This window comes from Rhizobium sp. OAE497 (assembly GCF_040546565.1).
Classification (GTDB): domain Bacteria; phylum Pseudomonadota; class Alphaproteobacteria; order Rhizobiales; family Rhizobiaceae; genus Rhizobium.
In genome coordinates, this window is sequence record NZ_JBEPOA010000001.1 from 3,499,707 (window position 1) to 3,525,424 (window position 25,718).

28 protein-coding genes are annotated in these 25,718 nt (G+C 62.2%); 14 read left to right on the plus strand and 14 right to left on the minus strand.

The window, feature by feature from the left end; genetic code table 11:
* Position 1 precedes the first annotated feature (1 nt).
* Positions 2-664: a thiol:disulfide interchange protein TlpA gene (tlpA, locus tag ABIE40_RS17515; protein WP_199627819.1), complete on the minus strand. Its 663-nt coding sequence runs from the start codon at positions 662-664 to the stop codon at positions 2-4.
* A 41-nt stretch (positions 665-705) separates the two neighbouring features.
* On the opposite strand from tlpA, the gene argH reads away from it, so the two are divergent.
* From argH to ABIE40_RS17540, 5 genes are all read left to right on the plus strand, one after another.
* Positions 706-2,109 carry an argininosuccinate lyase gene (gene argH, locus ABIE40_RS17520; RefSeq protein ID WP_199627820.1) on the plus strand — a complete coding sequence of 468 codons (1,404 nt, stop codon included), beginning with the start codon at positions 706-708 and terminating at the stop codon, positions 2,107-2,109.
* Positions 2,110-2,205: 96 nt separating this feature from the next.
* Entirely contained in the window at positions 2,206-2,400 is a 195-nt protein-coding gene (gene lptM / locus ABIE40_RS17525) for an LPS translocon maturation chaperone LptM (RefSeq protein ID WP_130284234.1), read from the plus strand.
* A gap of 12 nt (positions 2,401-2,412) precedes the next feature.
* Positions 2,413-3,681 carry a diaminopimelate decarboxylase gene (gene lysA / locus ABIE40_RS17530; RefSeq protein ID WP_112720208.1) on the plus strand — a complete coding sequence of 423 codons (1,269 nt, stop codon included), beginning with the start codon at positions 2,413-2,415 and terminating at the stop codon, positions 3,679-3,681.
* A 164-nt stretch (positions 3,682-3,845) separates the two neighbouring features.
* Complete coding sequence (locus ABIE40_RS17535; RefSeq protein WP_354541047.1) at positions 3,846-6,530, plus strand: TIGR02302 family protein; 2,685 nt, start codon at positions 3,846-3,848, stop codon at positions 6,528-6,530.
* 78 nt (positions 6,531-6,608) lie between these two features.
* Entirely contained in the window at positions 6,609-7,058 is a 450-nt protein-coding gene (locus tag ABIE40_RS17540) for a hypothetical protein (protein WP_130284238.1), read from the plus strand.
* Between the two features lie 12 nt (positions 7,059-7,070).
* Here ABIE40_RS17540 and ABIE40_RS17545 read toward each other — a convergent pair whose 3' ends face one another.
* The 3 genes from ABIE40_RS17545 to ABIE40_RS17555 all read right to left on the minus strand — a co-directional run bounded on the left by ABIE40_RS17545 (position 7,071) and on the right by ABIE40_RS17555 (position 8,817).
* Positions 7,071-7,430, minus strand: a complete 360-nt coding sequence (locus ABIE40_RS17545) for a response regulator (protein ID WP_130284240.1) — start codon at positions 7,428-7,430, stop codon at positions 7,071-7,073.
* Between the two features lie 120 nt (positions 7,431-7,550).
* Positions 7,551-8,093: a hypoxanthine phosphoribosyltransferase gene (hpt, locus tag ABIE40_RS17550; protein WP_112720206.1), complete on the minus strand. Its 543-nt coding sequence runs from the start codon at positions 8,091-8,093 to the stop codon at positions 7,551-7,553.
* 61 nt (positions 8,094-8,154) lie between these two features.
* A complete protein-coding gene (locus ABIE40_RS17555; protein WP_199627822.1) occupies positions 8,155-8,817 on the minus strand; it encodes a hypothetical protein in 663 nt (220 codons plus the stop codon).
* A gap of 207 nt (positions 8,818-9,024) precedes the next feature.
* On the opposite strand from ABIE40_RS17555, the gene ftsE reads away from it, so the two are divergent.
* From ftsE to ABIE40_RS17575, 4 genes are all read left to right on the plus strand, one after another.
* A complete protein-coding gene (gene ftsE, locus ABIE40_RS17560; RefSeq protein WP_199627823.1) occupies positions 9,025-9,684 on the plus strand; it encodes a cell division ATP-binding protein FtsE in 660 nt (219 codons plus the stop codon).
* A 58-nt stretch (positions 9,685-9,742) separates the two neighbouring features.
* On the plus strand, positions 9,743-10,690 hold the full coding sequence (locus ABIE40_RS17565) for a cell division protein FtsX (protein ID WP_246777552.1): 948 nt from the start codon (positions 9,743-9,745) through the stop codon (positions 10,688-10,690).
* Positions 10,691-10,757: 67 nt separating this feature from the next.
* Positions 10,758-11,474: a YdcF family protein gene (locus tag ABIE40_RS17570; RefSeq protein WP_112720202.1), complete on the plus strand. Its 717-nt coding sequence runs from the start codon at positions 10,758-10,760 to the stop codon at positions 11,472-11,474.
* An 86-nt stretch (positions 11,475-11,560) separates the two neighbouring features.
* Entirely contained in the window at positions 11,561-12,358 is a 798-nt protein-coding gene (locus tag ABIE40_RS17575) for a lysophospholipid acyltransferase family protein (RefSeq protein ID WP_199627824.1), read from the plus strand.
* A gap of 1 nt (position 12,359) precedes the next feature.
* Here ABIE40_RS17575 and ABIE40_RS17580 read toward each other — a convergent pair whose 3' ends face one another.
* Positions 12,360-12,854, minus strand: a complete 495-nt coding sequence (locus ABIE40_RS17580; protein ID WP_354541048.1) for a gamma-glutamylcyclotransferase — start codon at positions 12,852-12,854, stop codon at positions 12,360-12,362.
* Between the two features lie 87 nt (positions 12,855-12,941).
* On the opposite strand from ABIE40_RS17580, the gene ABIE40_RS17585 reads away from it, so the two are divergent.
* Entirely contained in the window at positions 12,942-13,943 is a 1,002-nt protein-coding gene (locus ABIE40_RS17585) for a DUF2125 domain-containing protein (RefSeq protein WP_130284250.1), read from the plus strand.
* Positions 13,944-13,969: 26 nt separating this feature from the next.
* Here ABIE40_RS17585 and ABIE40_RS17590 read toward each other — a convergent pair whose 3' ends face one another.
* From ABIE40_RS17590 to ABIE40_RS17600, 3 genes are all read right to left on the minus strand, one after another.
* Positions 13,970-14,902, minus strand: a complete 933-nt coding sequence (locus tag ABIE40_RS17590; protein ID WP_199627825.1) for a prephenate/arogenate dehydrogenase family protein — start codon at positions 14,900-14,902, stop codon at positions 13,970-13,972.
* Entirely contained in the window at positions 14,899-16,008 is a 1,110-nt protein-coding gene (gene hisC, locus ABIE40_RS17595) for a histidinol-phosphate transaminase (protein ID WP_130284254.1), read from the minus strand. Before hisC ends, ABIE40_RS17590 begins: the two co-directional genes overlap by 4 nt.
* An 87-nt stretch (positions 16,009-16,095) precedes the next feature.
* Positions 16,096-16,872, minus strand: a complete 777-nt coding sequence (locus ABIE40_RS17600) for a class I SAM-dependent methyltransferase (RefSeq protein WP_112720196.1) — start codon at positions 16,870-16,872, stop codon at positions 16,096-16,098.
* Between the two features lie 53 nt (positions 16,873-16,925).
* On the opposite strand from ABIE40_RS17600, the gene gloB reads away from it, so the two are divergent.
* Both gloB and ABIE40_RS17610 read left to right on the plus strand, forming a co-directional pair.
* Positions 16,926-17,696, plus strand: a complete 771-nt coding sequence (gene gloB / locus ABIE40_RS17605) for a hydroxyacylglutathione hydrolase (protein WP_199627826.1) — start codon at positions 16,926-16,928, stop codon at positions 17,694-17,696.
* Positions 17,696-18,118, plus strand: a complete 423-nt coding sequence (locus tag ABIE40_RS17610) for a cupin domain-containing protein (RefSeq protein WP_199627827.1) — start codon at positions 17,696-17,698, stop codon at positions 18,116-18,118. Before gloB ends, ABIE40_RS17610 begins: the two co-directional genes overlap by 1 nt.
* Here the strand turns inward: ABIE40_RS17610 and yddG are convergent, their stop codons facing one another.
* Together yddG and ABIE40_RS17620 are read right to left on the minus strand one after the other, a co-directional pair.
* Complete coding sequence (gene yddG / locus ABIE40_RS17615; RefSeq protein ID WP_199628063.1) at positions 18,119-19,012, minus strand: aromatic amino acid exporter YddG; 894 nt, start codon at positions 19,010-19,012, stop codon at positions 18,119-18,121.
* 30 nt (positions 19,013-19,042) lie between these two features.
* A complete protein-coding gene (locus ABIE40_RS17620) occupies positions 19,043-19,819 on the minus strand; it encodes a DUF3108 domain-containing protein (RefSeq protein WP_112720193.1) in 777 nt (258 codons plus the stop codon).
* Positions 19,820-20,056: 237 nt separating this feature from the next.
* Here ABIE40_RS17620 and rpmB point away from each other — a divergent pair, with 237 nt between their 5' ends.
* Positions 20,057-20,356 (plus strand): 50S ribosomal protein L28, encoded by a 300-nt coding sequence (gene rpmB, locus ABIE40_RS17625; RefSeq protein ID WP_112386143.1) that lies wholly within the window; start codon positions 20,057-20,059, stop codon positions 20,354-20,356.
* 133 nt (positions 20,357-20,489) lie between these two features.
* The gene (locus tag ABIE40_RS17630) at positions 20,490-21,125 is read left to right on the plus strand and encodes a VUT family protein (RefSeq protein WP_199627828.1); all 636 of its coding nucleotides are present in this window, start codon (positions 20,490-20,492) and stop codon (positions 21,123-21,125) included.
* Between the two features lie 21 nt (positions 21,126-21,146).
* Here the strand turns inward: ABIE40_RS17630 and ABIE40_RS17635 are convergent, their stop codons facing one another.
* The 4 genes from ABIE40_RS17635 to cobS form a co-directional block, all read right to left on the minus strand.
* Positions 21,147-21,707 carry an AAA family ATPase gene (locus ABIE40_RS17635; protein ID WP_199627829.1) on the minus strand — a complete coding sequence of 187 codons (561 nt, stop codon included), beginning with the start codon at positions 21,705-21,707 and terminating at the stop codon, positions 21,147-21,149.
* 69 nt (positions 21,708-21,776) lie between these two features.
* Positions 21,777-22,766: an esterase-like activity of phytase family protein gene (locus ABIE40_RS17640; RefSeq protein ID WP_199627830.1), complete on the minus strand. Its 990-nt coding sequence runs from the start codon at positions 22,764-22,766 to the stop codon at positions 21,777-21,779.
* A 5-nt stretch (positions 22,767-22,771) separates the two neighbouring features.
* Positions 22,772-24,673, minus strand: coding sequence for a cobaltochelatase subunit CobT (gene cobT, locus ABIE40_RS17645; protein ID WP_199627831.1), 1,902 nt, complete (start codon positions 24,671-24,673; stop codon positions 22,772-22,774).
* Positions 24,674-24,685: 12 nt separating this feature from the next.
* Positions 24,686-25,678 carry a cobaltochelatase subunit CobS gene (gene cobS / locus ABIE40_RS17650; protein WP_112720187.1) on the minus strand — a complete coding sequence of 331 codons (993 nt, stop codon included), beginning with the start codon at positions 25,676-25,678 and terminating at the stop codon, positions 24,686-24,688.
* Positions 25,679-25,718: the final 40 nt, after the last annotated feature.

The window sequence follows — 25,718 nt, forward strand, 5'->3', positions numbered from 1 at the left end:
CTTACAGGCCGATCGCACCCTTGATCAGCGCTTTTGCATCCTCGCTGTCCCAGGCAGCCGGACCGTTCATCGCCGAGATCAGGCATCCCTTGTCGTCGAGCAGCAGCGTGACCGGCAGACCGAAGGCCAGGCCTTCCTTCTTCAGATTGTTGAACACGCCGATCGTGTTGTCGCGATAGAGCTTCAGGGAATCGACGCCGGTTTCGCTGAGAAACGCCTTCGGCTTCTCGTCATCGCCCGTATCGATATTGACGGCCACGACCTGAAACTTGTCGCTGCCCATATCCTTCTCCAGCGCATTCAGCGCCGGCATCTCTTCGCGGCAGGGCACGCACCATGTGGCCCAGAGATTGAGAAGCACGGTCTTGCCGGCAAAACTGTCGAGCGTCACCGGCTTGTTGTCGGCATCGTTGAAGGCAACCGTGGTCAGCTTGCGCGGCTCGTTGGCGGCAACCATGGCGGCAACCTGCCCCTTGGCGAGGGGGGTGATCTTCTGCGCCAGATCCTTCGCAGCAGCGCATTGGCCGGACGCCGTTTCGCCGCCGCCATTGCCAGACCCCGTCTCCTTAATGTAAACCGCTGCCGCACCGGCAATTATGCCTGCAACGGCGGCTATCGAGATCAGTTTCAGGGATGGCAGCCCAAGCGGCTTTCTTGTCGTCATTTCATTCTCCAGGACATGCATCCTCAAGGCAGGCAGCTTCGATGGCCGACGGCAACACGGACACCAAATCCTCCAACCAGATGTGGGGCGGGCGTTTCGCTTCTGGCCCCGATGCGATCATGGAGGAGATAAATGCCTCGATCGGTTTCGACAAGAAGCTATTCGCTCAGGATATCCGCGGGTCGATCGCCCACGCGACGATGCTTGCCCATCAGGGCATCATTTCCGGAGACGATAAGGACAAGATCGTTCACGGGCTAAACACGATCCTGTCAGAAATCGAAAGCGGCAACTTCGAATTCTCGCGCCAGCTCGAAGACATTCACATGAATGTCGAGGCGCGCCTCGCAACGCTGATCGGCCCCGCCGCCGGCCGCCTGCACACCGCCCGCTCGCGCAACGACCAGGTGGCGCTCGACTTCCGCCTCTGGGTGAAGGAAGAGCTGCAGAAGACCGAGGCGATGCTGACGAGCCTGATCGCTGCCTTCCTCGACCGCGCCGAAGAGCACGCCGAGAGCGTCATGCCCGGCTTTACCCATCTGCAGACCGCTCAGCCCGTCACCTTCGGCCATCATTGCATGGCTTATGTCGAAATGTTCGGCCGCGACCGCTCGCGTGTGCGCCACGCCATCGAGCATCTCGACGAGAGCCCGATCGGCGCCGCAGCGCTGGCCGGCACCGGCTACCCGATCGACCGCCACATGACCGCGAAAGCCCTCGGCTTCCGCGAGCCGACCCGCAACTCGATCGACACCGTCTCCGACCGTGACTTCGCCATCGAATTCCTGTCGATCGCCGCGATCTGCGGCATGCACCTGTCGCGCCTTGCCGAAGAAATCGTCATCTGGTCGACGCCGCAGTTCGGTTTCGTGCGCCTGTCGGACGCCTTCTCGACCGGTTCCTCGATCATGCCGCAGAAAAAGAACCCTGACGCTGCCGAGCTTGTGCGCGCCAAGACCGGCCGCATCAACGGCTCGCTGGTCGCGCTGCTGACGATCATGAAGGGCCTGCCGCTCGCCTATTCCAAGGACATGCAGGAAGACAAGGAACAGGTCTTCGACGCCGCCGAAAGCCTGGAACTGGCAATTGCCGCGATGACCGGCATGGTCCGCGATATGACCATCAACACCGCGCGCATGAAGGCGGCGGCCGGTTCCGGTTACTCGACCGCCACCGATCTGGCCGACTGGCTGGTGCGCGAAGCCGGCCTTCCCTTCCGCGACGCCCACCACGTTACCGGCCGCGCTGTCGCGCTTGCCGAAAGCAAGGGCTGCGATCTGGCGGAGCTTCCGCTCGCCGACCTGCAGGCGATCAACTCTGCCATCACCGACGCCGTCTATGGCGTCCTGACGGTGGAAGCATCGGTAGCCAGCCGCAAGAGCTTCGGCGGCACCGCCCCCTCGGAAGTGCGCAAGCAGATCGCCTACTGGCGCGGCCGCAACTGAGTTCCGGCCGCCGCTATCAGCGCAACAATCAGGGTGCACAAGCTGGATAAACTTCGCTATGAAGGTGTCCAACAGCGCCGCTCCAAGAGGAATCCCATGCAGACCAGCTTGCCGCACCTCATCCGCCTGACGGTCGTTTTCGCCGTCATCGGCCTTGCCGTTGCCGGATGCGGTCGCAAAGGCGATCTCGATCCGCCGAGCGCGATGGCAACGAAGGGTGGCGATTCCTCCAAGCCGACGAAACAGCCGGGTGTCGCAGATAAGCCTTTCCTTCTCGATCCCCTGCTCTGATAGGCTAAAGCCGTGAACCATTTCGAGTACCGCGACGGCATCCTCTACGCCGAGAACGTTCCCGTTCCCGACATCGCCAAGGCCGTTGGCACACCCTTCTACTGCTATTCCACCGCGACGCTGGAGCGCCACTACCGCGTCTTCGCCGAAGCCTTCAACGATGTCGACTCCATGGTCTGCTACGCCATGAAGGCGAACTCGAACCAGGCGGTGCTGAAGACCCTGGGCAAGCTCGGCGCCGGTATCGACGTCGTTTCCGAAGGCGAGCTGCGCCGCGCGCTGGCCGCCGGCATTCCGGCAAGCCGCATCATGTTCTCCGGCGTCGGCAAGACGCCGCACGAGATGGATTTCGCGCTCGAAGCCGGCATCTACTGCTTCAACGTCGAGTCCGAGCCGGAGCTCGAGATCCTCAACCAGCGCGCCGTCAAGGCAGGCAAGAAGGCTCCCGTTTCCTTCCGCATCAATCCTGATGTCGATGCCAAGACGCATTCGAAGATCTCGACCGGCAAGAAGGAAAACAAGTTCGGCATTTCATGGGAACGCGCCCGCGCCGTCTATGCGCGCGCCGCCACCCTGCCGGGCATCGAGGTTACCGGCATCGATATGCATATCGGCAGCCAGATCACCGAGCTGCAGCCCTTCGACGACGCCTTCAAGCTGTTGCGCGATCTCGTCGATACGCTGCGCGGCGATGGCCACGACATCCATCACGTCGATATCGGCGGTGGCCTAGGCATCCCCTACAAGGACGACAACAACCCGCCGCCGCTTCCCGATGCCTACGCGGCGATCGTCAAGAACCAGCTGCGCAGCCTCAACTGCAAGATCGTCACCGAGCCCGGCCGCCTCATCGTCGGCAATGCCGGTATCCTGGTGACCGAAGTCCTCTATGTGAAGGACGGCGGCGAGAAGACCTTCGTCATCGTCGATGGCGCGATGAACGACCTGATCCGCCCGACGCTTTACGAAGCCTATCACGAGATCAAGCCGGTGGTGATTTCGGCTGCCAACGCGCCGCGCATCAAAGCCGATATCGTCGGCCCGGTCTGCGAGACCGGCGACTACCTGGCGCTCGACCGCGAAATGGCGATGCCGAAGCCCGGCGACCTCTTCGCCGTGATGTCCGGCGGCGCCTATGGCGCGGTCCAGGCCGGCACGTATAACAGCCGCCTGCTGGTGCCCGAAGTCCTCGTCAAGGGCTCCGAGTTCCATGTCATCCGGCCGCGCCGGACCTACGAGGAGCTGATCGGCCTCGATTCCGTCCCGGCCTGGCTCGACTGACGGAAGCATCACTTTTTGGCGACTGGGCGTGAAAAACCGGCATTAGCAGCCGGTCGCCCTCGCCTTCGCCACAAAGAGTGTTATCCTTTCAGCATGCGAGCGAATTGCTGAGCAATCGCCGGAAGCGCCCACTGTTACTCTAACACGCCATGGCGGAGACCGGATTGAAGAAGAGCCCAGGCAGGCAGGGACATGGTGCATTTGCCATCAGGCCATCTCTTGCGAGGCTGGTTGCGGTAAAGCGGCTCTTCGCGCGTGTCGTCCTCCTTTCCGAGCAAATCTTGCCGCCGCTGGTGCCGGTTCTTTCGGTCATCGCGCTTTATCTGGCTGCCTCCTGGTTCGGCCTTTTCCGCAGCGTCCCCGATATCCCGCGCATTCTGCTGCTGATCGCCTTCGCCGGAGCGCTGATTGCTGCGCTGATTCCGTTCCACCGCCTGCGCTGGCCGGGTACGGCGGAAGCCGACCGCCTTCTCGAAGAGCGCAACGGCCTGCCGCACCAGCCGGTCACCGTGCAGGAAGACGAACCCGCCTTCGACACGCCCTTCGCCCGTGCCCTCTGGCGCGAACACCAGACGCGCATGGCCGAGAAAATCGCCGCACTCGATGCCGGCTTCCCGCGCCCTGATATCGCCAAACACGACCGGTTCGCCCTTCGCGCCATTCCGGCGCTACTCGTCGTGATGGGCTTCGGCTATTCGCTGTCGACCAATGGCGGCTTGATCGCCGACGCCTTCCAGCCGCCGGTCGCGCAGGGTGAAAGCAATCCGGCGGTGCGCATCGACGCCTGGGTTACCCCGCCCTCCTATACGGGCCGAGCGCCTGTCTACCTGACGGCAACGGGCACCGAACAGGCGCCCATCAACGTCCCGCAATTCTCCAACCTGACGGTGCGCGTCAGCGGCGGCCAAGCCGACGAGAAAGTCGTCTTCAAGAAGGAGAACGGCGAGGCGAAAGAGATTGCCGCTGAAAAGCAGGCAAGCCAGCAGCCGCTTGGCGCGCCGCAACAACCTCAACAACCGCAGCCACAACAGGCGGCAGCCGGCGAAACACCCGTTCCCGCAGCCCAGACGCACCTGATGAAGCTCGAGGAAAACGGCGCGCTGCAGGTGAATGGCCGAAGCTGGACCTTCAACGTCATCCCCGACAAGGCACCCGAAATCGCCTTCGACGGCATCCCGAAGGCAACCGTCAACGGCGCGCTGGAGATCAAGTTCACCGCCAAGGACGATTACGGCATCCAGGAAGCCCATGCCGAAATCCTGCCGGTCGAGACCGATCCGTCAGCCAAGCCGCTCTACCCGCTTCCCGATTTCCGCCTTGAGATTCCGCGCCGCAGCGCGCGCGACGCCAAGGGTGTCAGCAGCAAGAACCTGACCGAGCACCCGCTCGCCGGCAAGCGCGTCCGCGTCACGCTGGTTGCCAAGGATGGCGCCGGCCAGATCGGCCGCAGCCCGCCGCACGAAATGACGCTGCCTGCCCGCCCGTTCAACGAGCCGCTGGCCGCAGCCGTTGCCGAGGAGCGCCAGGTCTTCGCGCTCGATACCCGCAAGATGCCCGAGGCGATCGCGCTGAACGAAGCGCTGACGATCCGCCCGGAAGAGACGATCCCGAAGCTTACCAATTACCTGCTGATCGAATCCGCATTGGCGCGTATGAAGCTCGCCAAGACCGACGAGCAGCTGAAGGACACCGCCGACTATCTCTGGGACATCGCCCTCGGCATCGAGGATGGCGACCTTTCGCAGGCGGAGCGTAACCTGCGCAACGCCCAGCAGAACCTCGCCGACGCCCTGCAGCGCAATGCGCCCGACGCCGAGATCAAGAAGCTGATGGACGAGCTTCGCAAGGCGATGAACGACTACATGAAGGAGCTCGCTCAGCGTATGCAGAATGCGCCTATGCAGCCCAACCAGAATGCGCAGATGCTACGGCAGCAGGATCTGGAGCGCATGATGGACCAGATCGAAAACCTTGCCCGCTCCGGCAACCGCGATGCGGCCCAGCAGATGCTGTCCGAATTGCAACGGATGATGAACAACCTGCAAGCAGGCAGGCCGCAGCAGGGCCAGCAGCAGCAGGGCGACAACAGCCAGATGCGCCAGCAGATGGACAAGCTCGGCAAGATTCTGCGCGATCAGCAGCAGCTCATGGAACAGACCTTCAAGCTCGATCAGCAGCTGCGCGACCGCATGCAGCGCGGCGACCCAGACATGGGCATGAACGATCCGCTGCTCGACAACATGATGCCCGGCCAGGACGGCGAGCAGCAGGATCAGGACCAGCAGCAACAGCAGGGGCAGAACGGTCAGCAGGGCGACCAGCAGTCGAATGAGATGACCGAGCAGCAGCTGCGTGACGCGCTGAAGAAGCTGCGTGAGCAACAGGATGCGCTCGGCAAGCAGCTCGGCGAGCTGCAGAAGGGTCTCGGCGACATGGGCATGAAGCCCGGCCCGGGCTTCGGCCAGGCGCAGCGCGAGATGGAAGGCGCCGGACGCGAACTCGGCCAGGGCCGCGGCGACACGGCCGTCCAGGGCCAGGGCCGCGCGCTGGAAGCCCTGCGCCAGGGCGCCCGCGACATGATGAGCCAGATGATGCAGGCGCAACAGGGCCAGCAGGGTCAACAGGGACCGAACGGCCAGGTTGGCCAGGGTGACCAGAACGGCCGCGATCCGCTCGGTCGTCCGCGCCGAGCCGACGGCCCCGATTTCGGCGACACCGTCAAGGTACCCGACGAGATCGACGTCCAGCGCGCCCGCGAGATCCTCGATGCCATCCGCGAGAAGCTCGGCAACAACCCGCCGCAGGAAATGGAGCGGCGTTATCTGGAGCGGCTGCTCGATATTCAGTGATCGGGCGGCCGAAGGGCTCGCGTTTTTCGGTCAGCTTCGTAATGTCAATCTTGACGATTGACGAACGACAGCGATTCGATGGCAATTCTCTTCAAGACCGCAATCAGCGAAAACTCGGCATTCGAGATGATCGAACGGGCGCTGTCAGGCGCCCACCAGTATGACGGTTATCTCAATGTCGTCAGCGATGCCGGCGAGACGGCCTTGTCCTGGGGACCGGCGATGCATGCCGAAGAGTTCAAGGCCGAAGTCAGCGAGATCCTCAGGAAGACATGGGATGCGGCCCGCTTCTGGATCATCTACGAGCGCCGCGAAGACCGGCGGGATCCGGAGGCAACCGATATCCGCAATGCCGCCTTCCGCATCACCCGCGGCTATAGCGGCGTCATCGTCATCACGCTCAGCCTGCTCGGAAAGCGGGACAGCGACAATGACATCGAACTGGTGTTCGTCTGCTTCGAGCAGGATTTTCACAGGCGGAATTTCCGGGTGCGCTACGAAGGCAAGTTCGTCCCGGACGATAACTGAGGCTGCCCGAAATCAGGCAGCCAGAGCGCGGGCAACAGCCTTGCGGATATCGGGAAGCGCAAATGGCTTCGAGACCACATCGACGATCTTTTCAGCGAGATCGTCAGCCCGTTCGCGCTGTTCGGCATAGCCGGTCATCAGCAGGATCTTCAGCGCCGGAAACGCCGACTTTGCCTGGTGTGCCAGTTCGATGCCGTCCATGACGGGCATGCGAATATCGGAGAGCAACAGGTCATAGACGCCGTCCTTCAGCTTCTCCAGTCCCTCGGCGCCATCGGCCGCCTCTTCGGTCTCATGACCGTCGAGCCGCAGTGCCCGGGCTACGAAAGAACGGAGGGAATCTTCGTCTTCCGTGATCAGAATTTTTGCCATGATGTGCATCGCTCCGTCTTCATGCCCCAAGACGGAGATCGCACGCCGCTCCTTTGCGATCGGTAAACGGCGGCGGGCGATGGACGGGATGGTTAACAACCCGTCTGCATCCAGGACGGCTCAGGCGTCGCCGGTGACGACGCCGACGAAGGGCAGTTCGCGGAAAGCATAGGCGACGTCCATGCCGTAGCCGACGACGAAATAGTCGGGGCATTCGAAGCCGACGTAGTCGGCCTCGAGCTTTTCCTTGCGCTTGACGCTCTTGTCGAGCAGCACGGCGATCGTCACGTTGCGGGCGCCGCGTTCGAACAGCAGTTCCTTGGCAAACAGCAGCGTGCGGCCGGATTCGAGGATGTCGTCGATCAGGAGGACGTCGCGGTCCTTCACGTCGCTGTCGATATCCTTGACGATGCGAACGCCCTGCGAAACCGTGCCCGTGCCATAGCTCGACAGCGTGATGAACTCGACCTCGGGGGCGAGACCGTTGTTGTGCAGCGCCCGGATCAGGTCGGCGGCAAAAATGAACGACCCCTTCAGAACGGCAATGACCAGAAGGTCCTTTGTGGGGCCTTCGGCGATCTGCTTTGCCATCGCATCATTGCGCTCGGCAATCTGCTCGGCAGTGAAAAGAGGCTCGATATTTTTTCCGCGCACGACAGGCATACGGCTTGCTCCGTGAAAATGAAGGGTAAGCCGTTAGCACATTAGAGGCGGAGAAACACCCTTAGGGCATGAATGACAGCCGGACTTCCGGCATTTTTCCACCAGAGTGCTGGACGCGCGCAGAGAATCCGCGGCTCTCGCCGCCATAGATGACGTCAGCGGGCGGGTTGATGACGATGCTTGCGGTCAGCCTGCCGTCGCTGACGAGATCAGCGCGGATCGGCCGCACGGTCTGGGTCGTGCCGCTCTCGTTTTCGAGAATGCCGTTGATCATCAGGATGCGCATGCCGTTGGCATCACGCGGCGTCAGTGTCACATGGGTGAAATGCAGCGGCGATCCCGCGGCCGACTGATCCTCTGCCTGCAGCCCCGAGAAGCCGCCGGAGAGGCCGAAGACCAGCAGGAACAGCAGGAAGACCAGCGCCGTAAAGCTCTTGAACGACGCCTGCTGCAGATGCTCCTCGACACCGCGGGCAATGCCCGCTGCAGCCGAAAACGCCTTGGAGGGCTCCGCCTTCCTGACGGCTGCGGCCTGTTGCTTGCGATTGTCGTTGAAGCTTTTGGCGTTGAACGCCTGCGACTGCCGGCCGCCGATGACGACGAATTCGGCATCCGAGATATCGGCAGGGCGAGCGCTCGCCCGCGGCTGGCGCGCCGCCCGGTCTGGCGGCAGGAAATCATAAGCGTGGCCGGGCGAACGGCGGCTGAACGAAGATGCTTCCATGATGACGGCCTTTCAGCTCTTCACATGGTTTCAGTGCATGGACGATCCCAGGCATTGAAACGAATCCCGCCCAGTCGTAAATTTTAATGGTTAATGCTTCGCTAAATCTGGCATCGGCCGGGCATCTTTCCGCCGAAATTTACCGGTTGTTAATCGAGTTGGTTAACAAGTCGATGGTGTGAAACCTCGAACAATCTGAGTTGCCCGTTGATCCACTTCGAGAATGTCGGTTTGCGCTATGGTATGGGACCGGAAATCCTCCGGGACCTGACCTTTGACATTCCGAAAAAGTCCTTCCAGTTTCTGACGGGTCCCTCCGGCGCCGGCAAGACCACGCTGCTGCGCCTTCTGTTCATGTCGCTGCAGCCGACCCGCGGTCTGATCCGCATGTTCGGCCGCGATATCTCCGATATTCCGCGGCCCGAACTGCCGCTGCTTCGCCGCCGTGTCGGCATCGTCTTCCAGGACTTCCGCCTTCTCGATCACCTGACAACCTATGAGAACGTCGCGCTTCCGCTGCGCGTGCGCGGCAAGGAAGAGAGCACCTACAAGACCGATGTGCTGGAACTCCTGAAATGGGTCGGCCTCGGCGAGCGCATCAACGTGCTGCCGCCGGTGCTGTCTGGCGGCGAGAAACAGCGCGCCGCGATCGCCCGCGCGCTGATCGACCGCCCCGAAATCCTGCTGGCCGACGAGCCGACCGGCAACGTCGATCCGCCGATGGCGCGCCGCCTGCTCAATCTCTTCCTCGAGCTCAACCGGCTCGGCACCGCCGTCGTCATCGCCACCCACGATCTGGCCCTCATGGACCAGGTCGAGGCGCGCCGCATGATTCTTTCCGGGGGGCATCTCGACGTCTATGACTGAGCGATCCTCCAAGAAACCGGCGGCTGAACCCGCGGCGCAGCAGCAGAAGCGCCCGGAAATGCGCGTGCGCCCGACGGCGCCGATCCTGCCGCCCTCGAATATTCAGGGCAACGCGCTGATGGTGGTCATCGCCATCATGGCTTTCCTCGCCTGCCTGACGCTTGGCGGCGTCAGCATGGTGCGGTCGACGGCTGCCAGCTGGGAAAGCCAGATCTCCCGCGAGATCACCATTCAGATCAAGCCGGACGACGGCCTCGACATGGAAAAGGCGCTGAACCAGGCCCGTGATATCGCCATGACCTTCGTTGGCACCAAGAGCGGCCAGATCGTCGATGAGGCGGCAACGGCACGCCTGCTCGAGCCCTGGCTCGGCAGCGGGCTCGATCTCAAGGAACTCCCGGTCCCCAGGCTCGTTATCGTCACGATCGATGAAAACAATCCGCCGGATTTCGAGGCAATGCGCTCGCTGCTCAAGGACAGTATCCCGCAGGCGACGCTGGACGACCACAGAACCTGGGTCGACCGGCTGGTCTCGATGGCGCATACGACCGTGATGATCGGCACCGGCATCCTGCTCCTGGTCTTCACCGCCATGGTGCTGACTGTCGTCTTCGCGACACGCGGCGCCCTGTCCGGCAACCGCCATATCGTCGAGGTGCTGCATTTCGTCGGCGCCGAAAGCTCTTTCGTCGCCACCGAATTCCAGAAGCACTTCCTGAAGATCAGCCTCAAGGGCTCGGCGATCGGCAGTGCTCTCGCCGCCCTCTTCTTCGCCAGCGCCGGCTTCCTGCAGAGCAAGACCATCGCCACACCGCAGACCGATCAGGCAACCGCGCTGTTCGGCACCTTCTCCGTCGGCGCGCTCGGCTATGCCGGCATCTTCGCGACGATGATCATCATCGCCCTGCTGACGACCCTGACGGCGCGCGTTACGGTCGTCCGCACGATATACGAGATCGATACACTCCGCTCCGATCCGACACGAACAGACGGGATAGCGAGCTGATGACAGCGATCACATTTACCGCCGCCTTTGCCTGTTCCCCGCCGCAATCTCGATATATGCACGACTCATGACCATGGGCTATACGCGACGCAATCCTATTCGGCCCGATCCGGCGCTTGCAAGCTACCGGGTCGAGACGCCGCGCCGCGGCCCGCTGCGCCGGATGCTGCGCTGGAGCGGATTTGCCTGCATTCTCGCCATCGCCCTGATCTTCGGTGGCTTCCTGCGTTTTGCCGATTCGATCACCACGATGAAGCCGCCGGCAGACCCGAAGGCCGACGCGATCGTCGTCCTGACGGGCGGCTACCAGCGCATCGACCAGGCTGTCGAGCTTCTGCAGAAGGGTGCCGGCAAGCGCCTGCTGATCTCCGGCGTCCATCCCTCCACGACACCAGCACAGATCCGCAAGACGACGACGGGTTCCGCCGATCTCTTCGATTGCTGCGTCGATATTGGCTATGACGCGATCGACACGATCGGCAATGCCGAGGAAGCCTCGAACTGGATCCACGCGAAGGGCTATAAAAGCGTTCTCGTGGTCACCAACAATTACCACATGCCGCGGAGCCTCGCCGAACTTGCCTATGTCGATAGCGACACGCAGTTCATTCCCTACCCGGTCGTCAATTCCGACCTGAAGACCCGCGCCTGGTTCATGGATCCGAATGCGCTGCGCGTCATGTTGGCGGAATATGGCAAGGTGCTGCTCGCTGGCGCCCGCAATATCACCGGCTTCGGCCGCCATCCGGGCCTGCGCTCGGCTGAGATGGGCGGCGAAGGCTGAGCCAAACCGTCTTTTTATGGAAGCGATAATCGTGTAGGCAGATCGCAACCGCCCTGCCCGCGGATATAGGCTTTTCGGGAATCCTTATGCTCGCCCTGCGTTCCGTTCTCTTCAACACGATCTTCTACGCCAACCTGATCATCCGGATGATCATGCTCTCGCCCTATTACTTCATCGTGTCGCGCGAGACGGCCTACCGCATCCCGAAGAACTGGGCGCTTTCCAATCACTGGCTGATGGAAAAGATCGTCGGCACCACCTTCGAGATCGAAGGCCTGGAGAACCTGCCCGATGGCAGCTATATCCTGGCGCCCAAGCATCAGTCCTTCTGGGACACCTATGCGATCCTGCCCTGGCTGAAGGATCCGGTCTATATTCTGAAGCGCGAACTGATGTGGATCCCGCTCTTCGGCTGGTATGCTAAGAAGCAGCGGATGATCCCGGTCGATCGCGGCGCACGCGGCAAGGTCATGGTCGAGGTGCTGAAGCGCACTAAGGAAGAGCTTTCGACCGGCCGCCAGCTGATCATCTATCCCGAGGGTACGCGCCGTCCGCCGGGCGCCGAGCCGGTCTACAAATACGGCATCGCCCGCATGTACCGCGATCTCAACATCCCCGTCGTTCCCATTGCCATGCATCCCGGCCTGTTCTGGCCGCGCCGCAGCACCATGCGCTATCCCGGCCATTTCAAGGTCCGGATCCTCGCCCCGATCCAGCCGGGCATGGATCCCGATGCATTCTTTGCGCATCTGATCGATGTGACGGAAAAGGCGAGCGACGAGCTGCTGCTCGATACCGTCGCCCGCAATCCGGACCTGCCGCTGCCGCAGACGGCGATCGATCGTCTGGCGGTCCTGCGCCAGACAAAGGCTGCGTCAGCGTAATCTAGGCCGCGCGCAACCGCTCGACTTCGCCGACCACCTGCTCCAGCCAATGATCGCGAATGCCCATCTCCTTCAGATGGGCAAGCGTATTGAAGACATAGGCGTCGTTCGGCCCCGACTGGCCCTCTGCGCGATCGACCACGCGAGCCGCCTCAAGCGCATCGAGCGCGCCGGCATACTGCCTATGCGCGCGATCGACGACATAGGTCACCGCCTTCACGGCGCGTCCATCAGCCAGGAGAAGCGGCACCTTCCGCTCCAAATAGACATTGGTGACGAGTTCGCGTGCGCGGAGATACTCGATCACCTCTTCCCAGTTCTCAGGCGCTACCGAAAACGCCATGCCGCGGCATGAACCGCCGCGATCGAGCCCGAGCACGAGCCCCGGATTTTGCTCGGTACCGCGATGAACCCATGAGCGGACGCAGAGCGACCGCCTGTAGCCATAAATCAGAGCCTGCGACCGTTCGGCAAACTCAAAGCCCGGATTCCACATCAGGGATCCGTAGCCAAACACCCAAAATTCGTCCATATCGCAAGCCAGACCGAGATTCCCATTCGCGATTCACCATTGGAGAACATCATGGCAGCGTCAAGCCAATCCGGTAGCAGCAGAAAATTCTGGTGGCTTGGATTGGGCATCGTTCTGGTTATCGCGATCTATACCGGCGGCTGGTTCTATGCCGCCTCGCAGCTCAAGGACACGGTGCTGAAGGCTATCGCGCCGCGCAATACCGCTGGCGTCAGCGGCGAGTGCACGGATATCGATTTCCGCGGCTATCCCTTCCGCATCGGGCTTTATTGCTCGAAAGTGGATGTCGACGACAACAAGAACGGCGTATCCGCGAGCTTCGGCGCCCTGCGCTCCGCCGCACAGGTCTATGCGCCTGGCCATATCGTCTGGGAACTGGATTCGCCTGCCGAAATCCGCACGGCGAACGGCCTGACGATCAACGCCCAGTGGGCGAACCTGCAATCGAGCCTGATCACCAAGTTGCGCGGCATCGACCGCACCTCGACCGTCATCGAGGGCCTGAAAGCAACCGCGATTTCCTCCTATGACGGGCAGACGATCAACGTCGATGCCGGCCGCACGGAAATCCATCTGCGCCAGAACGAAGGCGATCTCGACGGCGCCATCTCGCTGCAGGACGCCAATACCGTCATCAAGGACTGGCCGCAGGTCTTCCCGAAATTCTCAGCCAGCGCCGACATCACGCTCGCAGGCAAGGCCGGCATGATCGACGGCAGTGACAGGCAGGGGCTCTACGGCGCGAGCGGCGAGCTGCGCAAGGTCGTGGTCGACATTGGTGACGGCAAGGTGATGACATTGACCGGCCCCTTCTCCTTCGACGAGCAGGGCTTCCTGTCAGGCAAGTTCAAGCTGGAGATCGAGCAGCTCGGCCCCTGGCGCGACAGCATCAAGCAGGCCTTCCCGCAGATCGCCAAGACGGTCGATACCGCCGCCAAGCTCCTGAAGGCGCTGGCCGGCGGCAAAGATCGTGTCCCGGTGGATCTGGTGGTCAATCGTGGCGAGGCGACCGTCAGCGGCTTCATTCCGCTGGGGTCCATCCCTCCGATCTAAGGCGTTTCTCGAGAAACGCCTCCAGATCAGCTCTTCTTCTGGTCCTGCCCATGCGGGCGGCCGAAATCCGGCGCATCGACATCCTGGCCGGCCTGGATGATCGAGCGGCGGATGGTGCGGGTGCGGGTGAAGAGCTCGAACAGCTTGTCGCCCTCGCCCCAGCGGATCGCGCGCTGCAGATAGGCGAGATCTTCCGAGAAGCGCGCCAGCATCTCAAGGATCGCATCCTTGTTGTGCAGGCAGACGTCGCGCCACATCGTCGGGTCGGATGCCGCCAGACGCGTAAAGTCGCGGAAGCCGGATGCCGAATACTTGATGACTTCCGATTCCGTCACCGTCTCCAGATCATCGGCGGTGCCGACGATGTTGTAGGCGATGATGTGCGGCAGATGCGAGACGATCGCCAGCACCTTGTCGTGATGTTCCGGATCCATCTCGTCGACGCGGGCGCCGAGCGCTTCCCAGAATGCCCTGAGCTTGGCAATCGCAGCCGGGTCCGTGTCGGGAACCGGCGTAAAGATGCACCAGCGCTGCTCGAAGAGCCCTGGAAAACCGGCATCCGGACCGGACTTTTCGGTACCGGCGAGCGGGTGGCCCGGGATGAAATGGATGTTCTCCGGCATATGCGGCTGCATCTGCGCGATAACCGACGCCTTGGTGGAGCCGACATCGGTGACGATCGCGCCCGGCATCAGCGTGCCGGCAATTTCCTTCGCGACGCTTCCCGAGGCACCAACCGGCACCGATACGATCACCAGATCCGCACCCTTCACGGCTTCCGCCGCCGACGGCACGTAGCGATCGCCGAGCCCGAGCTCTTGCGCCCGCTTCAGCGTTTCGGCACTGCGGGTCGAGACCACCACTTCCTTGGCAATCCCGAGCCGCTTGACGTCATAGGCGATCGAGGAGCCGATGAGGCCGATACCGATAAGCGCGATGCGGTCGAACTGGATCGTCATACCTTACGCCCCATAAACTCGCCGAGCGACTCGATGACACCGCGGTTTGCCTCTTCCGGACCGACGCTCATGCGCAGCGAGTTCGGGAAGCCGTAGCCCTTGACCGCGCGCAGCACGTAGCCGCGGCTGGTCAGGAACTCGTCGGCATCGGCAGCGCGTTTGCCGTCGATATCGGGGAAATGGATCAGGATGAAATTGGTCACCGACGGCGTAACCGTCAGGCCAATGGCCTCGAAGGCGCCCTTGAGCTTCTCGATCCACATCAGGTTGAAGGCGACGGCGTCCTGAACATGCGCCTGGTCGCGAACAGCGGCAGCACCTGCGGAGATTGCCGGCGCATTCATGTTGAACGGGCCGCGGATGCGGTTGACGGCATCGATGATCTCGGCCGGCGCATACATCCAACCGACGCGGAGCGCTGCCAGACCATAGACCTTCGAGAAGGTGCGGGTCATGACGACGTTTGCGTTGGACGAGACGATCTCGATGCCGGATTCATAATCGTTGCGGCGGACATATTCGGCATAGGCGGCGTCGAGCACCAGCACCACATCCTTCGGCAGCGCTGCCTGCAGGCGGCGGATTTCGCTGACCGGCACATAGGTTCCGGTCGGATTGCCCGGATTGGCGATGAACACCATCTTGGTCTTCGGCGTCACGGCGGCGAGGATCGCGTCGACATCGACCGCGTGATCCTTTTCCTTGACGGTCACGGGCGTCGCACCCGCGCCCATGATCTGGATCTTGTAGACCAGGAAGCCGTGCTCGGTGATGATCGCTTCGTCGCCGGCGCCGAGATAGACGTGACAAAGCAGGCCGAGCAGTTCGTCCGAGCCGTTGCCGCACATGATGTTAGCCGGATTCAGACCATGAACCGCAGCGATCGCTTCGCGCAGCTCATGGGCCTGGCCATCGGGATAGCGCTCGAGATTGCCGGCAGCACTCTTGAACGCCTCGATTGCCTTCGGGCTGGCGCCGAGCGGCGTCTCGTTGGAGGAGAGCTTGTAGACGCGGGCGACGCCCGGCGCATGTTCCTTGCCCGGCACATAGGCTGCGATATCCAGGATACCGGGACGCGGAACGGGCTTGCTCTTCTCAACGCTCATAGCTTCGACCTTGGAAAAATGCCGGGAAATCCGGCTCAAAATTGCCATGTGGCAATAAAGGGGAAAGCGGCTTTTGTCGAGCAGGACTTAGCGGTTGCGGGTCGTCGGAACGCCGTGCGGCGCCAGAACCGGCACAAAAACGCGCCGCGAGGCGCGGGCGGCCACCGGCAGGCCCTGATAGAGACGCTTCTGCGCCTCGACGATGATGACGCCGGAAAAGGCCGGCCAGAGCGTGCGCCCGATCCGCTCGAAGCCGCGCCGCAGGCTGAGCACCGTGCGCAGCTTGGACGGCGGGAAGAACAGCGCCTCGGCCGTGGCGCCCGGCGTAAAATTGGTCTCGCGCAGCAGATGCGTCAGCTGGCCACGCGAATAGGGCCGGCCGGAGCCGAAGGGCGTGTGCTCCATGCGCGCCCAGACGCCGCGGCGGTTCGGCACGACGATGACGAGACGCCCGCCCGGCGCCAGCACGCGCCAGAGCTCCTTCAAGGTCTCACGTGGGCTTTCGGCAAATTCCAGCGAATGCACCATGAGCACGCGGTCGATGGAGGAGTCGGGCAGCGGCAGTTCTTCGTCGAAGATCAGGGCAGTCGACGACAGCGAGCCCATCGGCCAGTTCACCGCGCCCTGCCCTGCCGGCATGAAAGCGAAGGTGCGCTCGGTATCGGCACTGAAACGGTCGAGGAAAGGCACGGCATAGCCGAGACCGATCAATCGCTCCTGCGGCAACCGGACCCAGAGCGACGACAGCGCCATGGCAATCGACTGCTCCGCCAGACGGCCAAGCTCGGAATGATAAAACTGGCGTAGATCGACAATATCCGCGTGCATTGCACTAAATGTTATCAGTGGGCGGTTGGACTTCAAGGCCGGAGCCTCTACATTCCGGACATGTCCGTGGGAAAGAGGCCGCTTAGACTATGAAACCTTTGGAATTAGAAGTTTTTCTCTGCCGATCCGATAATTTTGGCGTTCTCGTGCATGATCCGGAAACCGGCCTGACGGCAACGATCGACGCGCCGGATGCGGCTGCCGTCGAGGCGGCTGCCACGCGCCGCGGCTGGCGCATCTCGCATATCTTCACCACCCATCACCATACCGACCATGTCGAAGGCAATCTGGCGCTGAAGGAACAGTTCGGCTGCGAGATCATCGGCCCGGTCAACGAAGCCGTTGCCATTCCCGGCCTCGACAAGACGATGGCCGATGGCGACAGCTTCACCTTTGGCGACCATAATGTGAACGTGATCGAGACGCCCGGCCACACCGCCGGCCACATCTGCTATCACTTCGTGGACGACAAGCTGCTCTTTGCTGCCGATACGCTCTTCGCGCTCGGCTGCGGTCGCCTATTCGAGCGGCCTGCTGCCGACATGTGGCATTCGCTGCAGAAGCTTGCGGTGCTGCCGGATGAGACCGCCGTCTATTTCGGCCACGAATACACGCTGTCGAACGCCCGCTTCGCCCTGACGATCGACCCCGATAACGAGCGGCTGAAGGCCCGCGCGGCCGAGATCGAGGCGCTGCGCGCCGAGGGACGCTTCACCATCCCGACGACGCTGGCGCTGGAAAAGGAAACCAACCCCTTCCTGCGCGCCGCCGACCCGGCGATCCGGCGCAATCTGCTGATGGAAACCAAGACGAACGAAGAGGTCTTTGCGGAAATCCGCAAGCGCAAGGACAATTTCTGATGTCTCCAGACGAGATCATCGAGACGCTTTCGATGCAGCCGCACCCGGAAGGCGGCTGGTACGTACAGACCTTCCGCGACACCAATGGCGGCGAGCGCGGCCATTCGACAGCGATCTACTATCTCCTGAAGGCCGGGCAGCGGTCGCATTGGCATCGCGTCCACGACGCCGCCGAGGTCTGGCACTATTATGCCGGAGCGCCGCTCGCCCTGCACCGCTCGGAAGACGGCAGCAGCAGTGAGACGCTGAAACTCGGCACCGATTTCGCCAAGGGTGAACGCCCGCAGGCGATCATCCCGCCGAACTGGTGGCAATCGGCCGAAACGCTCGGCGAATTCACGCTGGTCGGATGCACTGTGGCGCCCGGTTTCGAATTCTCGAAATTCGAAATGGCACCGCCGGACTGGAAGCCGGAAACCTGATTACTCGGCCGCGGCAGCTTCCGCTGCGGCCGATTTCCGCCTGAACATCTCCTGCGCCGCCAGCACCGCACCGCCGGTCACCAGCAGGCAGGCGAAGGCAATCCGCAGGCTCGGCTCGGCAAAGCCGAACAGCGTCAGGATCAGCGTCGAAAGCAGCGGCGCCGCATAGCTGGCAGCACCGAGGATCTGGATATCGCCGTTCTTCACACCGTAATCCCAGGCATAAAAAGCTGCTCCGACCGGGAAGAGCCCGAGGCCGACCACAGCCAGCCATTCAAAGGACGTTTCCGGCCAGACCGTCGTCTCCAGGCCGATATGGCAGATCAGCGAAAGGATGGAGGTCGCCAGGCAGAAGCCGGTCACGACATCCGTCGACACGGCATCGAAACGGCGCGTCAGCAGCGAGTAACCGGACCAGGTGAAGGCGCAGAGGAAAGCTGCGCCATAGCCGACGGCATAAGCGCCATCGAAATTGATGCCGTTGCGGCCGACGATCAGGAACGTGCCGCAGAGCCCGGCCAGCGCCCCAGCAAGGTGATACCAGCGCAACCTCTCGCCCGGCAGCAGCGCAGAGCCGACGACAATCAGCAGCGGCCAGAGATAGGCGATCAGACCCGCCTCGACGGCCGGAGCGTTCCTGAGCGCCGTGAAATAGAGAAAGTGGTAGCCGAAGAGACCGGCGATCCCGATGATCCACACCTTTGCCGGCTGCTTCAGCAGCACCAGGCGCGAGGGATTGAGAACGAGGACGGCAATGCCGGGAATACTGCCGATGGCAAAGCAGATCGCCGAAAGCTGAAAAGGCGGCATCTTGCCGGAGGCGGCAGTAAAGAGCGCCAGAAACGACCACATCAGAATGGCCGTGAACCCGATCAAAGTCGCCCGAAGCTTCATCATGTCCCCCGAAACCGGAGACAGGCTCCGTCAGCTTGCGCTGTATTTCACTGCCTTGATCGTCACTGTTCCGTACTGCGTCGGAATACTGACGTAGACAGGAGCATATACATTCGCGGCGTCGGCCTTGGCAAACCAGATTTCCATCTGGCCGCTCTTGCTGAGGTAATCGATATCCTTGCGGCCCTTCTTGTATCCGGCCTTCGGCACGAAGCGCACGCTGCAGACCGTCGCCTGACCGGCGAAGCCATCCGTTTCGAAATCTTTCGATCCCTTGGGCGACAGCACCAGATCCATGCGCATCTCGCCGTCATAGATCGGCAGCCGTTGCGAGCAGAGTTTCGTATCGCCGGGGAAGATCAGCCCGGAGATCGGGTCGAGGACGGCGCGCATATCGCCCGGCTTGAGATTGACCCAATTGTTCGGTAGCTTCCGCTCCGGCTTCACCGTCGTCGAGACGATATTGCCGTTGGCATAGCGGACCTCATAGGTGCGCGCCCGCTTGCCGCTCTTGTAATAGAGGTAATAGCGCTGCGCCTGCAGCCGGTCGTCGCGGATGACGCCGTCGACACTGGTCTTGGCCGAGATCGTCGTCACCAGATCGGCAAGGCCCGCCGAACTGATATCGCCGGAAACCTTGTAGCTCTTGTCATCCTCGATCTTGGTGACGAAGGCCGCACGCGCGATCGGCAGGATGCCGAGGGCGACGCGATATTCCGTGCGATGGCGGATTTCTTCCGCACCTGCCGGAACGGCCATCAGCGCCGCGATTGCCGCGATCAAAATTCGTCTGCCCGAAAGAGCCATGAAGTAAGCCTTGTTTGACGGGCGAAACCTGCCCTGTTAAGCGGTCTATACTCTGCCCGCCCCGCGAAGCAAACACGAGCTTTTTGACAGAATTGCGGGAAAGGCCAAGGTTTGGCTTGACGCGGGCGGCCGCTCTGACTATAGAACCGCAACTTTCCAATCATGGCCTTGGATTGCAAGCCCGGTTTTGCCGTGCGTCGCAATTTGATGGCTGAGAAAAACAAGAATAGGTGTCAAATGTCTCGCGTGTGCGAATTGACCGGCAAGGCCGTCCTCGTTGGCAACAATGTCAGCCATGCCAACAACAAGACCAAGCGTCGTTTCCTGCCGAACCTGTGCCAGGTTACGCTGATTTCCGACGCTCTCGGCCAGCGTTACCGTCTCCGTGTTTCGGCCCACGCTCTGCGTTCGGTTGAACACCGCGGTGGTCTCGATGCGTTCCTGATCAAGGCAAGCGAAAACGAACTGTCGATGCGCGCTCGTCTGCTGCGCCGCCAGATCGTCAAGAAGACTGCAGAAGCCGCTGCCGCTGCTTAAGCATCGGCCAGCTTTCTTCTCGAAAGTTTCAAAAGGCTTGCACGGTTGATACCGGACAAGCCTTTTGCTTTGCCGGCATGGTGCCGGCCAAAATTTGTTCACTCCAACTGGTGGCATCACCCAGGATAAAAAAATGCTGAAGACACGCTATCTGCTTATCTATGTGGCCCTGATGACGCTCGTCGTCGTCGCCTCCAACTTCCTCGTTCAGTTTCCGCTGAACGCCACGGTTGCCGGCATCAATCTTGCCGACATCCTGACCTGGGGCGCCTTCACCTATCCGATCGCCTTCCTGATCACCGACCTGACAAACCGCCAGTTCGGCCCGCAGACCGCCCGCAAGGTCGTTTTCGCAGGCTTCGTCGTCGGCGTCGGCCTGTCCTTCTACACGGCCGTTCCTCGCATCGCGATCGCTTCCGGCTCCGCCTATCTCGCGGGCCAGCTGCTCGACATCTCGGTCTTCAACCGCCTTCGCCGTCAGGCCTGGTGGCGCGCGCCGCTGGTCGGCTCGCTGATCGGCTCGGCGCTCGATACGATCATATTCTTCTCGTTCGCCTTCGCCGCCTTCTTTGTCTTCTTCGGCCCGAACGAACCCTTCGCGCTCGAAACGGCACCGATCCTCGGCGTGCTCTCGATCGAGGCCCCGCGCTGGATTTCCTGGGCGCTCGGCGACTTCACGGTGAAGATGCTGGTCGGCCTCATCATGCTGCTGCCCTATGGCGCGCTGATGAACACCCTGCGCCCGATGCAGGCAACGCCTGCCCGCTGATTGCAGCAAAGGCCGCCGGCGCTAAGCTTGCGGCCTTTTCGCCATGACGGCTGCATGGCCCAGAACCTGCGCAACGAGATCGCCGACCGGCTGTGACGAGTCGAGCCTCAGCAACGGCGTGGCCCTCTCCTTCAGCCATTCCTCATGCGAGGCAGCGCTCCGCCGCTCCGGCCCCGCCGTATCATAGCTCTCGGCCCATTCCAGAAACTCCCGGCTCTTCTCCGCCATATCGCCGCCCGGCTTGATCCGGTCGCCGTAGCGCGTCTCCTCACGCCGCCGGATGCGCGCCATGCGCATTGCAGGATCGATCTTGAGAAACACGATAAGATCGTAGAGCGGCTCGAACTCGGCCGCCCATTTCAGCGCCGAGCCCGAGAGCACCCAGCCATCGGCGGCCCCGATCGCCTCGCGGAGCATTTCTACGCGTGCCTCGACCGGCCGCTGCGTCGTGAAGGGCGGATCGGTCGGCATCCAGAAGAAGTGATCGGTATCGAGATGACGGATCCCGAGCTTTTCGGCGAGCGCCTGACCGAGCGTGGTGGTGCCGGAGCCTGAGGCTCCCATGACATGGATGTTCAGCATGGCTCTCTCGAAATGGGTGAAGGGAGGGAGCAGATAGCGGAGAGTTGTGACAGTTGTTCGGCGGCGCGCTCAGTCGAGGAGCCGGAATTCCAGCATCATGTTCCGCTGCAGGATCGAATGGTTGTCGTCCGAGACAAGGATGATATGGGTCGAGCCATCCTCGGCCTGGAAGGCATCGAGCCCTTCCATATTGTCTATCTGATAACCGAAATCGGCGGTCATCAGCACCTTGCCCGTTGCAACGGAACCGGGCCGGATTTCGGCAGCCGCGATCCGCCGGATGCGCATGCCGATACCGTTTGCCATGTTGAAGCGCCGCTCCAGAAGCAGCAAGTCGCCATCCGGCAGGAACGCCCCGTCGGTCGGGTCGAAATCATCTGTGCGGCTGACGGTAAACCGGCCCTTCAGCGGCCCCTCCAGGATCGCCGCATAGACGTTTCCGTCATCATCAAGGCTCTCTTCCGAAACGATGACTGCAGCGCCCTTCAGGGCGCTTTCTGCGGGCGCGATTGCCACCGTCTCGAGGCTGCGGTTGCCCCTGAGCTCGTCGCGCGGAATGAGGATCGGCAGCGTGCCAACGGCAGCTGATGTCGCGAAGCCTTGGCGCGGATAGATATCGACGCGGTGATTGCCCTCGAAGGAGACCAGCGCCCGGTCCCTGTCGAGCGCCAGCCCCTCGGCATCCATACGGCCCTTACCTTCGAAACTGCGGCCCGTGCGATCCTGCATCGGCGTGATATCGACATCGGCAAGACCGGAGAGGCGACCCTGCGCATCGCGCACCAGCGAACCCGTCAGCCAGTGGCCGGTGTCGAGAACGCCCGCCACATGCTTGCGGTCCGGATCGACCTTGATCGACGACCACGAGCCGAAGATCCGGTTGCTCGAAACCATCTCCAGCCCGCCGATAAATTCCAGCGGGCCGAACCTGGTTTCGTCAGAGCCGATCTTGAAGGTGGTGATGACGCGGCTCTCGATCGGAGCGCTTTCTGCGAAGACGGCAGACGGCAATCCCGCGAGGCAGGCGGCAAGCATGGCCACGCGGGAAAGAGCGATCATATGGGTCAGCTGGCGCGGCGGAGGCGCCCGCCACGCGGGGCGGCGGCATGATCCTCGAAGAGCGAAGCCAGCTGCTCGGTCATCGCGCCTGCAAGTTCGTCCGCATCGACGATCGTGACGGCACGGCGATAATAGCGCGTCACGTCATGGCCGATACCGATGGCCAACAGCTCGACCGGCGAACGCGTCTCGATCTGCTCGATGACGGCGCGCAGGTGCCGCTCCAGGTAGTTGCCCGGATTGACTGACAGCGTCGAGTCATCGACCGGCGCACCGTCCGAAATCATCATCAGGATACGGCGCTGCTCGCGGCGGGCGAGAAGGCGGTTATGCGCCCAGATCAGCGCCTCGCCGTCGATGTTTTCCTTCAGCAGGCCTTCGCGCATCATCAGGCCGAGATTGCTGCGGGCGCGGCGCCACGGAGCATCGGCGGACTTGTAGATGATATGACGCAGGTCGTTGAGGCGGCCCGGCGTCTGCGGCTTGCCATTGGCAAGCCAGCTCTCGCGCGCCTGCCCGCCCTTCCAGGCCTTGGTCGTGAAGCCGAGGATCTCGACCTTGACGCCGCAGCGCTCCAGCGTGCGGGCCAGAATATCGGCGCAGGTCGCGGCAACCGTGATTGGACGTCCGCGCATCGAACCGGAATTGTCGATCAGCAGCGTCACGACGGTATCGCGGAACTGTGTGTCGCGCTCCATCTTGAAGGACAGGGCCTGCATCGGGTCAATGATCATGCGCGTCAGGCGCGCCGGATCGAGGTAACCCTCTTCAAGGTCGAAATCCCAGGAGCGGTTCTGCTGCGCCATCAGGCGGCGCTGTAGGCGGTTCGCGAGACGCCCGACGGCACCCTGCAGATGCGCCAGCTGCTTGTCGAGGAAGGCGCGCAGGCGCTCCAGCTCGGCAGCGTCGCACAGCTCCTCGGCCGTGATGATCTCGTCGAATTCCTCGGTAAAGACGTGGTAGTCGACCTTTTCGTTGAAATCGGCAAAAGGCGTGTTCGGACGGCGGGTTTCGCCCGGCGTCTCGGAATCGTCCTCACCCTCTTCCATCATGTCGTCGTCGGAGATCTCGGCGCCTTCGGTCTCGCCGTCCTCCATCTGCTCGTCGGCAACTTCGCTGTCTTCGACAGGCGCTGCATCCGAGCCGGCATCTTCGTCGACTTCGTCCTGATCCTGCTCGTCGCCGCTCGGCTGATCGTCCTGATCCGAATCCTCGTCGGTCTCCGGCTCGCTGTCGTCGTCGCCATACTCCTCGGCCATTTCCATGGCCGACAGCATGTTGCGGATCACCTTCGAAAAGGCATGCTGGTCGTTGATAACGTTCGAGAGGTTATCGAGCTCGGCACCGGCCTTGTCTTCGATGAAGCGCCGCCAGAGATCGAGCACCTTGCCTGCGGACGCTGGCGGCTTCTGACCGGTCAGCTTCTCGCGGACCATCATGGCGACGGCTTCGCCGATCGGCGCATCTTCCTGGCGTTCGATGCCGGAGAAATTGGCCTTGGCGTATTTTTCCTCGGTCATGGAGCGCAGGTTTGCAGCCATGCCCTCCATGCGCAGCGCACCGATCGACTCGACACGCGCCTGCTCGACGGCATCGAAGACCGCGCGGGCATCCGAGCCCTGCGGTGCCATCGTCGTGTGAACCTTCTCGTCGTGGCAGGCAAGCCGGAGCGCCATGGAATCGCCGAGACCGCGGGTCACCGCCAGCTCATGCGCCGTCGGGCGCTTTGAAAGCTCGGGCAGCCGGATACGCTCGGCCGTCATTCCCGGACGTTCGTTGGCGAAGGTCACTTCGACTTCGTCGTCACCGGCGATTGCGCGAACGCAGCCGGTTATCGCACGCCGCAACGGCTCCACATCGACAGGGCCGTTGGGCTTGGCTTTCGAATTGTCACCACGAGATGCCATGATCGACCGGCCTTAGGCCTCCAGCACGATATTGGCAGCGCTTTCCTTCAGCTCGACGCCAAAGGCACGCTGATAATGCTCGGCCACGAGCGCACGCTCAAGCTCATCGCACTTGTTGAGGAAGGTGACGCGGAACGCGAAGGCGAGATCGCCGAAGATCTCGGCATTCTCGGCCCAGGTGATGACGGTACGCGGGCTCATGACGGTCGACAGGTCGCCGTTCATGAAGGAAGCGCGCGTCAGGTCGGCAACGCGCACCATCTTCGAAACGGTGTCGCGGCCTTCCTTGTCCTTGCCGAAGGTCTTCACCTTGGCGGCGATGATGTTCACTTCGTGGTCATGCGGCAGATAGTTCAGCGTCGTCACGATCGACCAGCGGTCCATCTGTGCTTGGTTGATCTGCTGCGTGCCGTGATAGAGGCCGGTCGTATCGCCGAGACCAACGGTGTTGGCGGTCGCGAACAGGCGGAAAGCCGGGTGCGGACGGATAACGCGGCTCTGGTCGAGCAGCGTCAGGCGGCCGGCGGATTCCAGAACGCGCTGGATAACGAACATGACGTCAGGGCGGCCGGCGTCGTATTCGTCGAAGACCAGCGCAACATTGTGCTGGTAGGCCCAGGGCAGGATGCCGTCCTTGAATTCAGTAACCTGCAGGCCGTCCTTGACGACGATCGCGTCCTTGCCGATGAGATCGATACGGCTGACATGGCTGTCGAGGTTGATACGCACGCACGGCCAGTTGAGGCGCGCAGCAACCTGCTCGATATGCGAGGACTTACCCGTGCCGTGATAGCCGGAGATCATGACGCGGCGGTTATGCGCAAAGCCTGCAAGAATGGCGAGCGTCGTCTCGCGATCGAAGAGATAGTCGGGATCGAGATCCGGAACATAGGCGTCGCCCTTGCTGTAGGCGGGAACGCGAATATCGGAATCGATACCGAAAACCTCCCGGACCGAAACGGTGGTATCCGGCAGAGCGGGAATATCTAAGTCAATCTTGCTCATCACGTCTCCAAGGCGGGCAAAACACCCGGCCATATCTCTC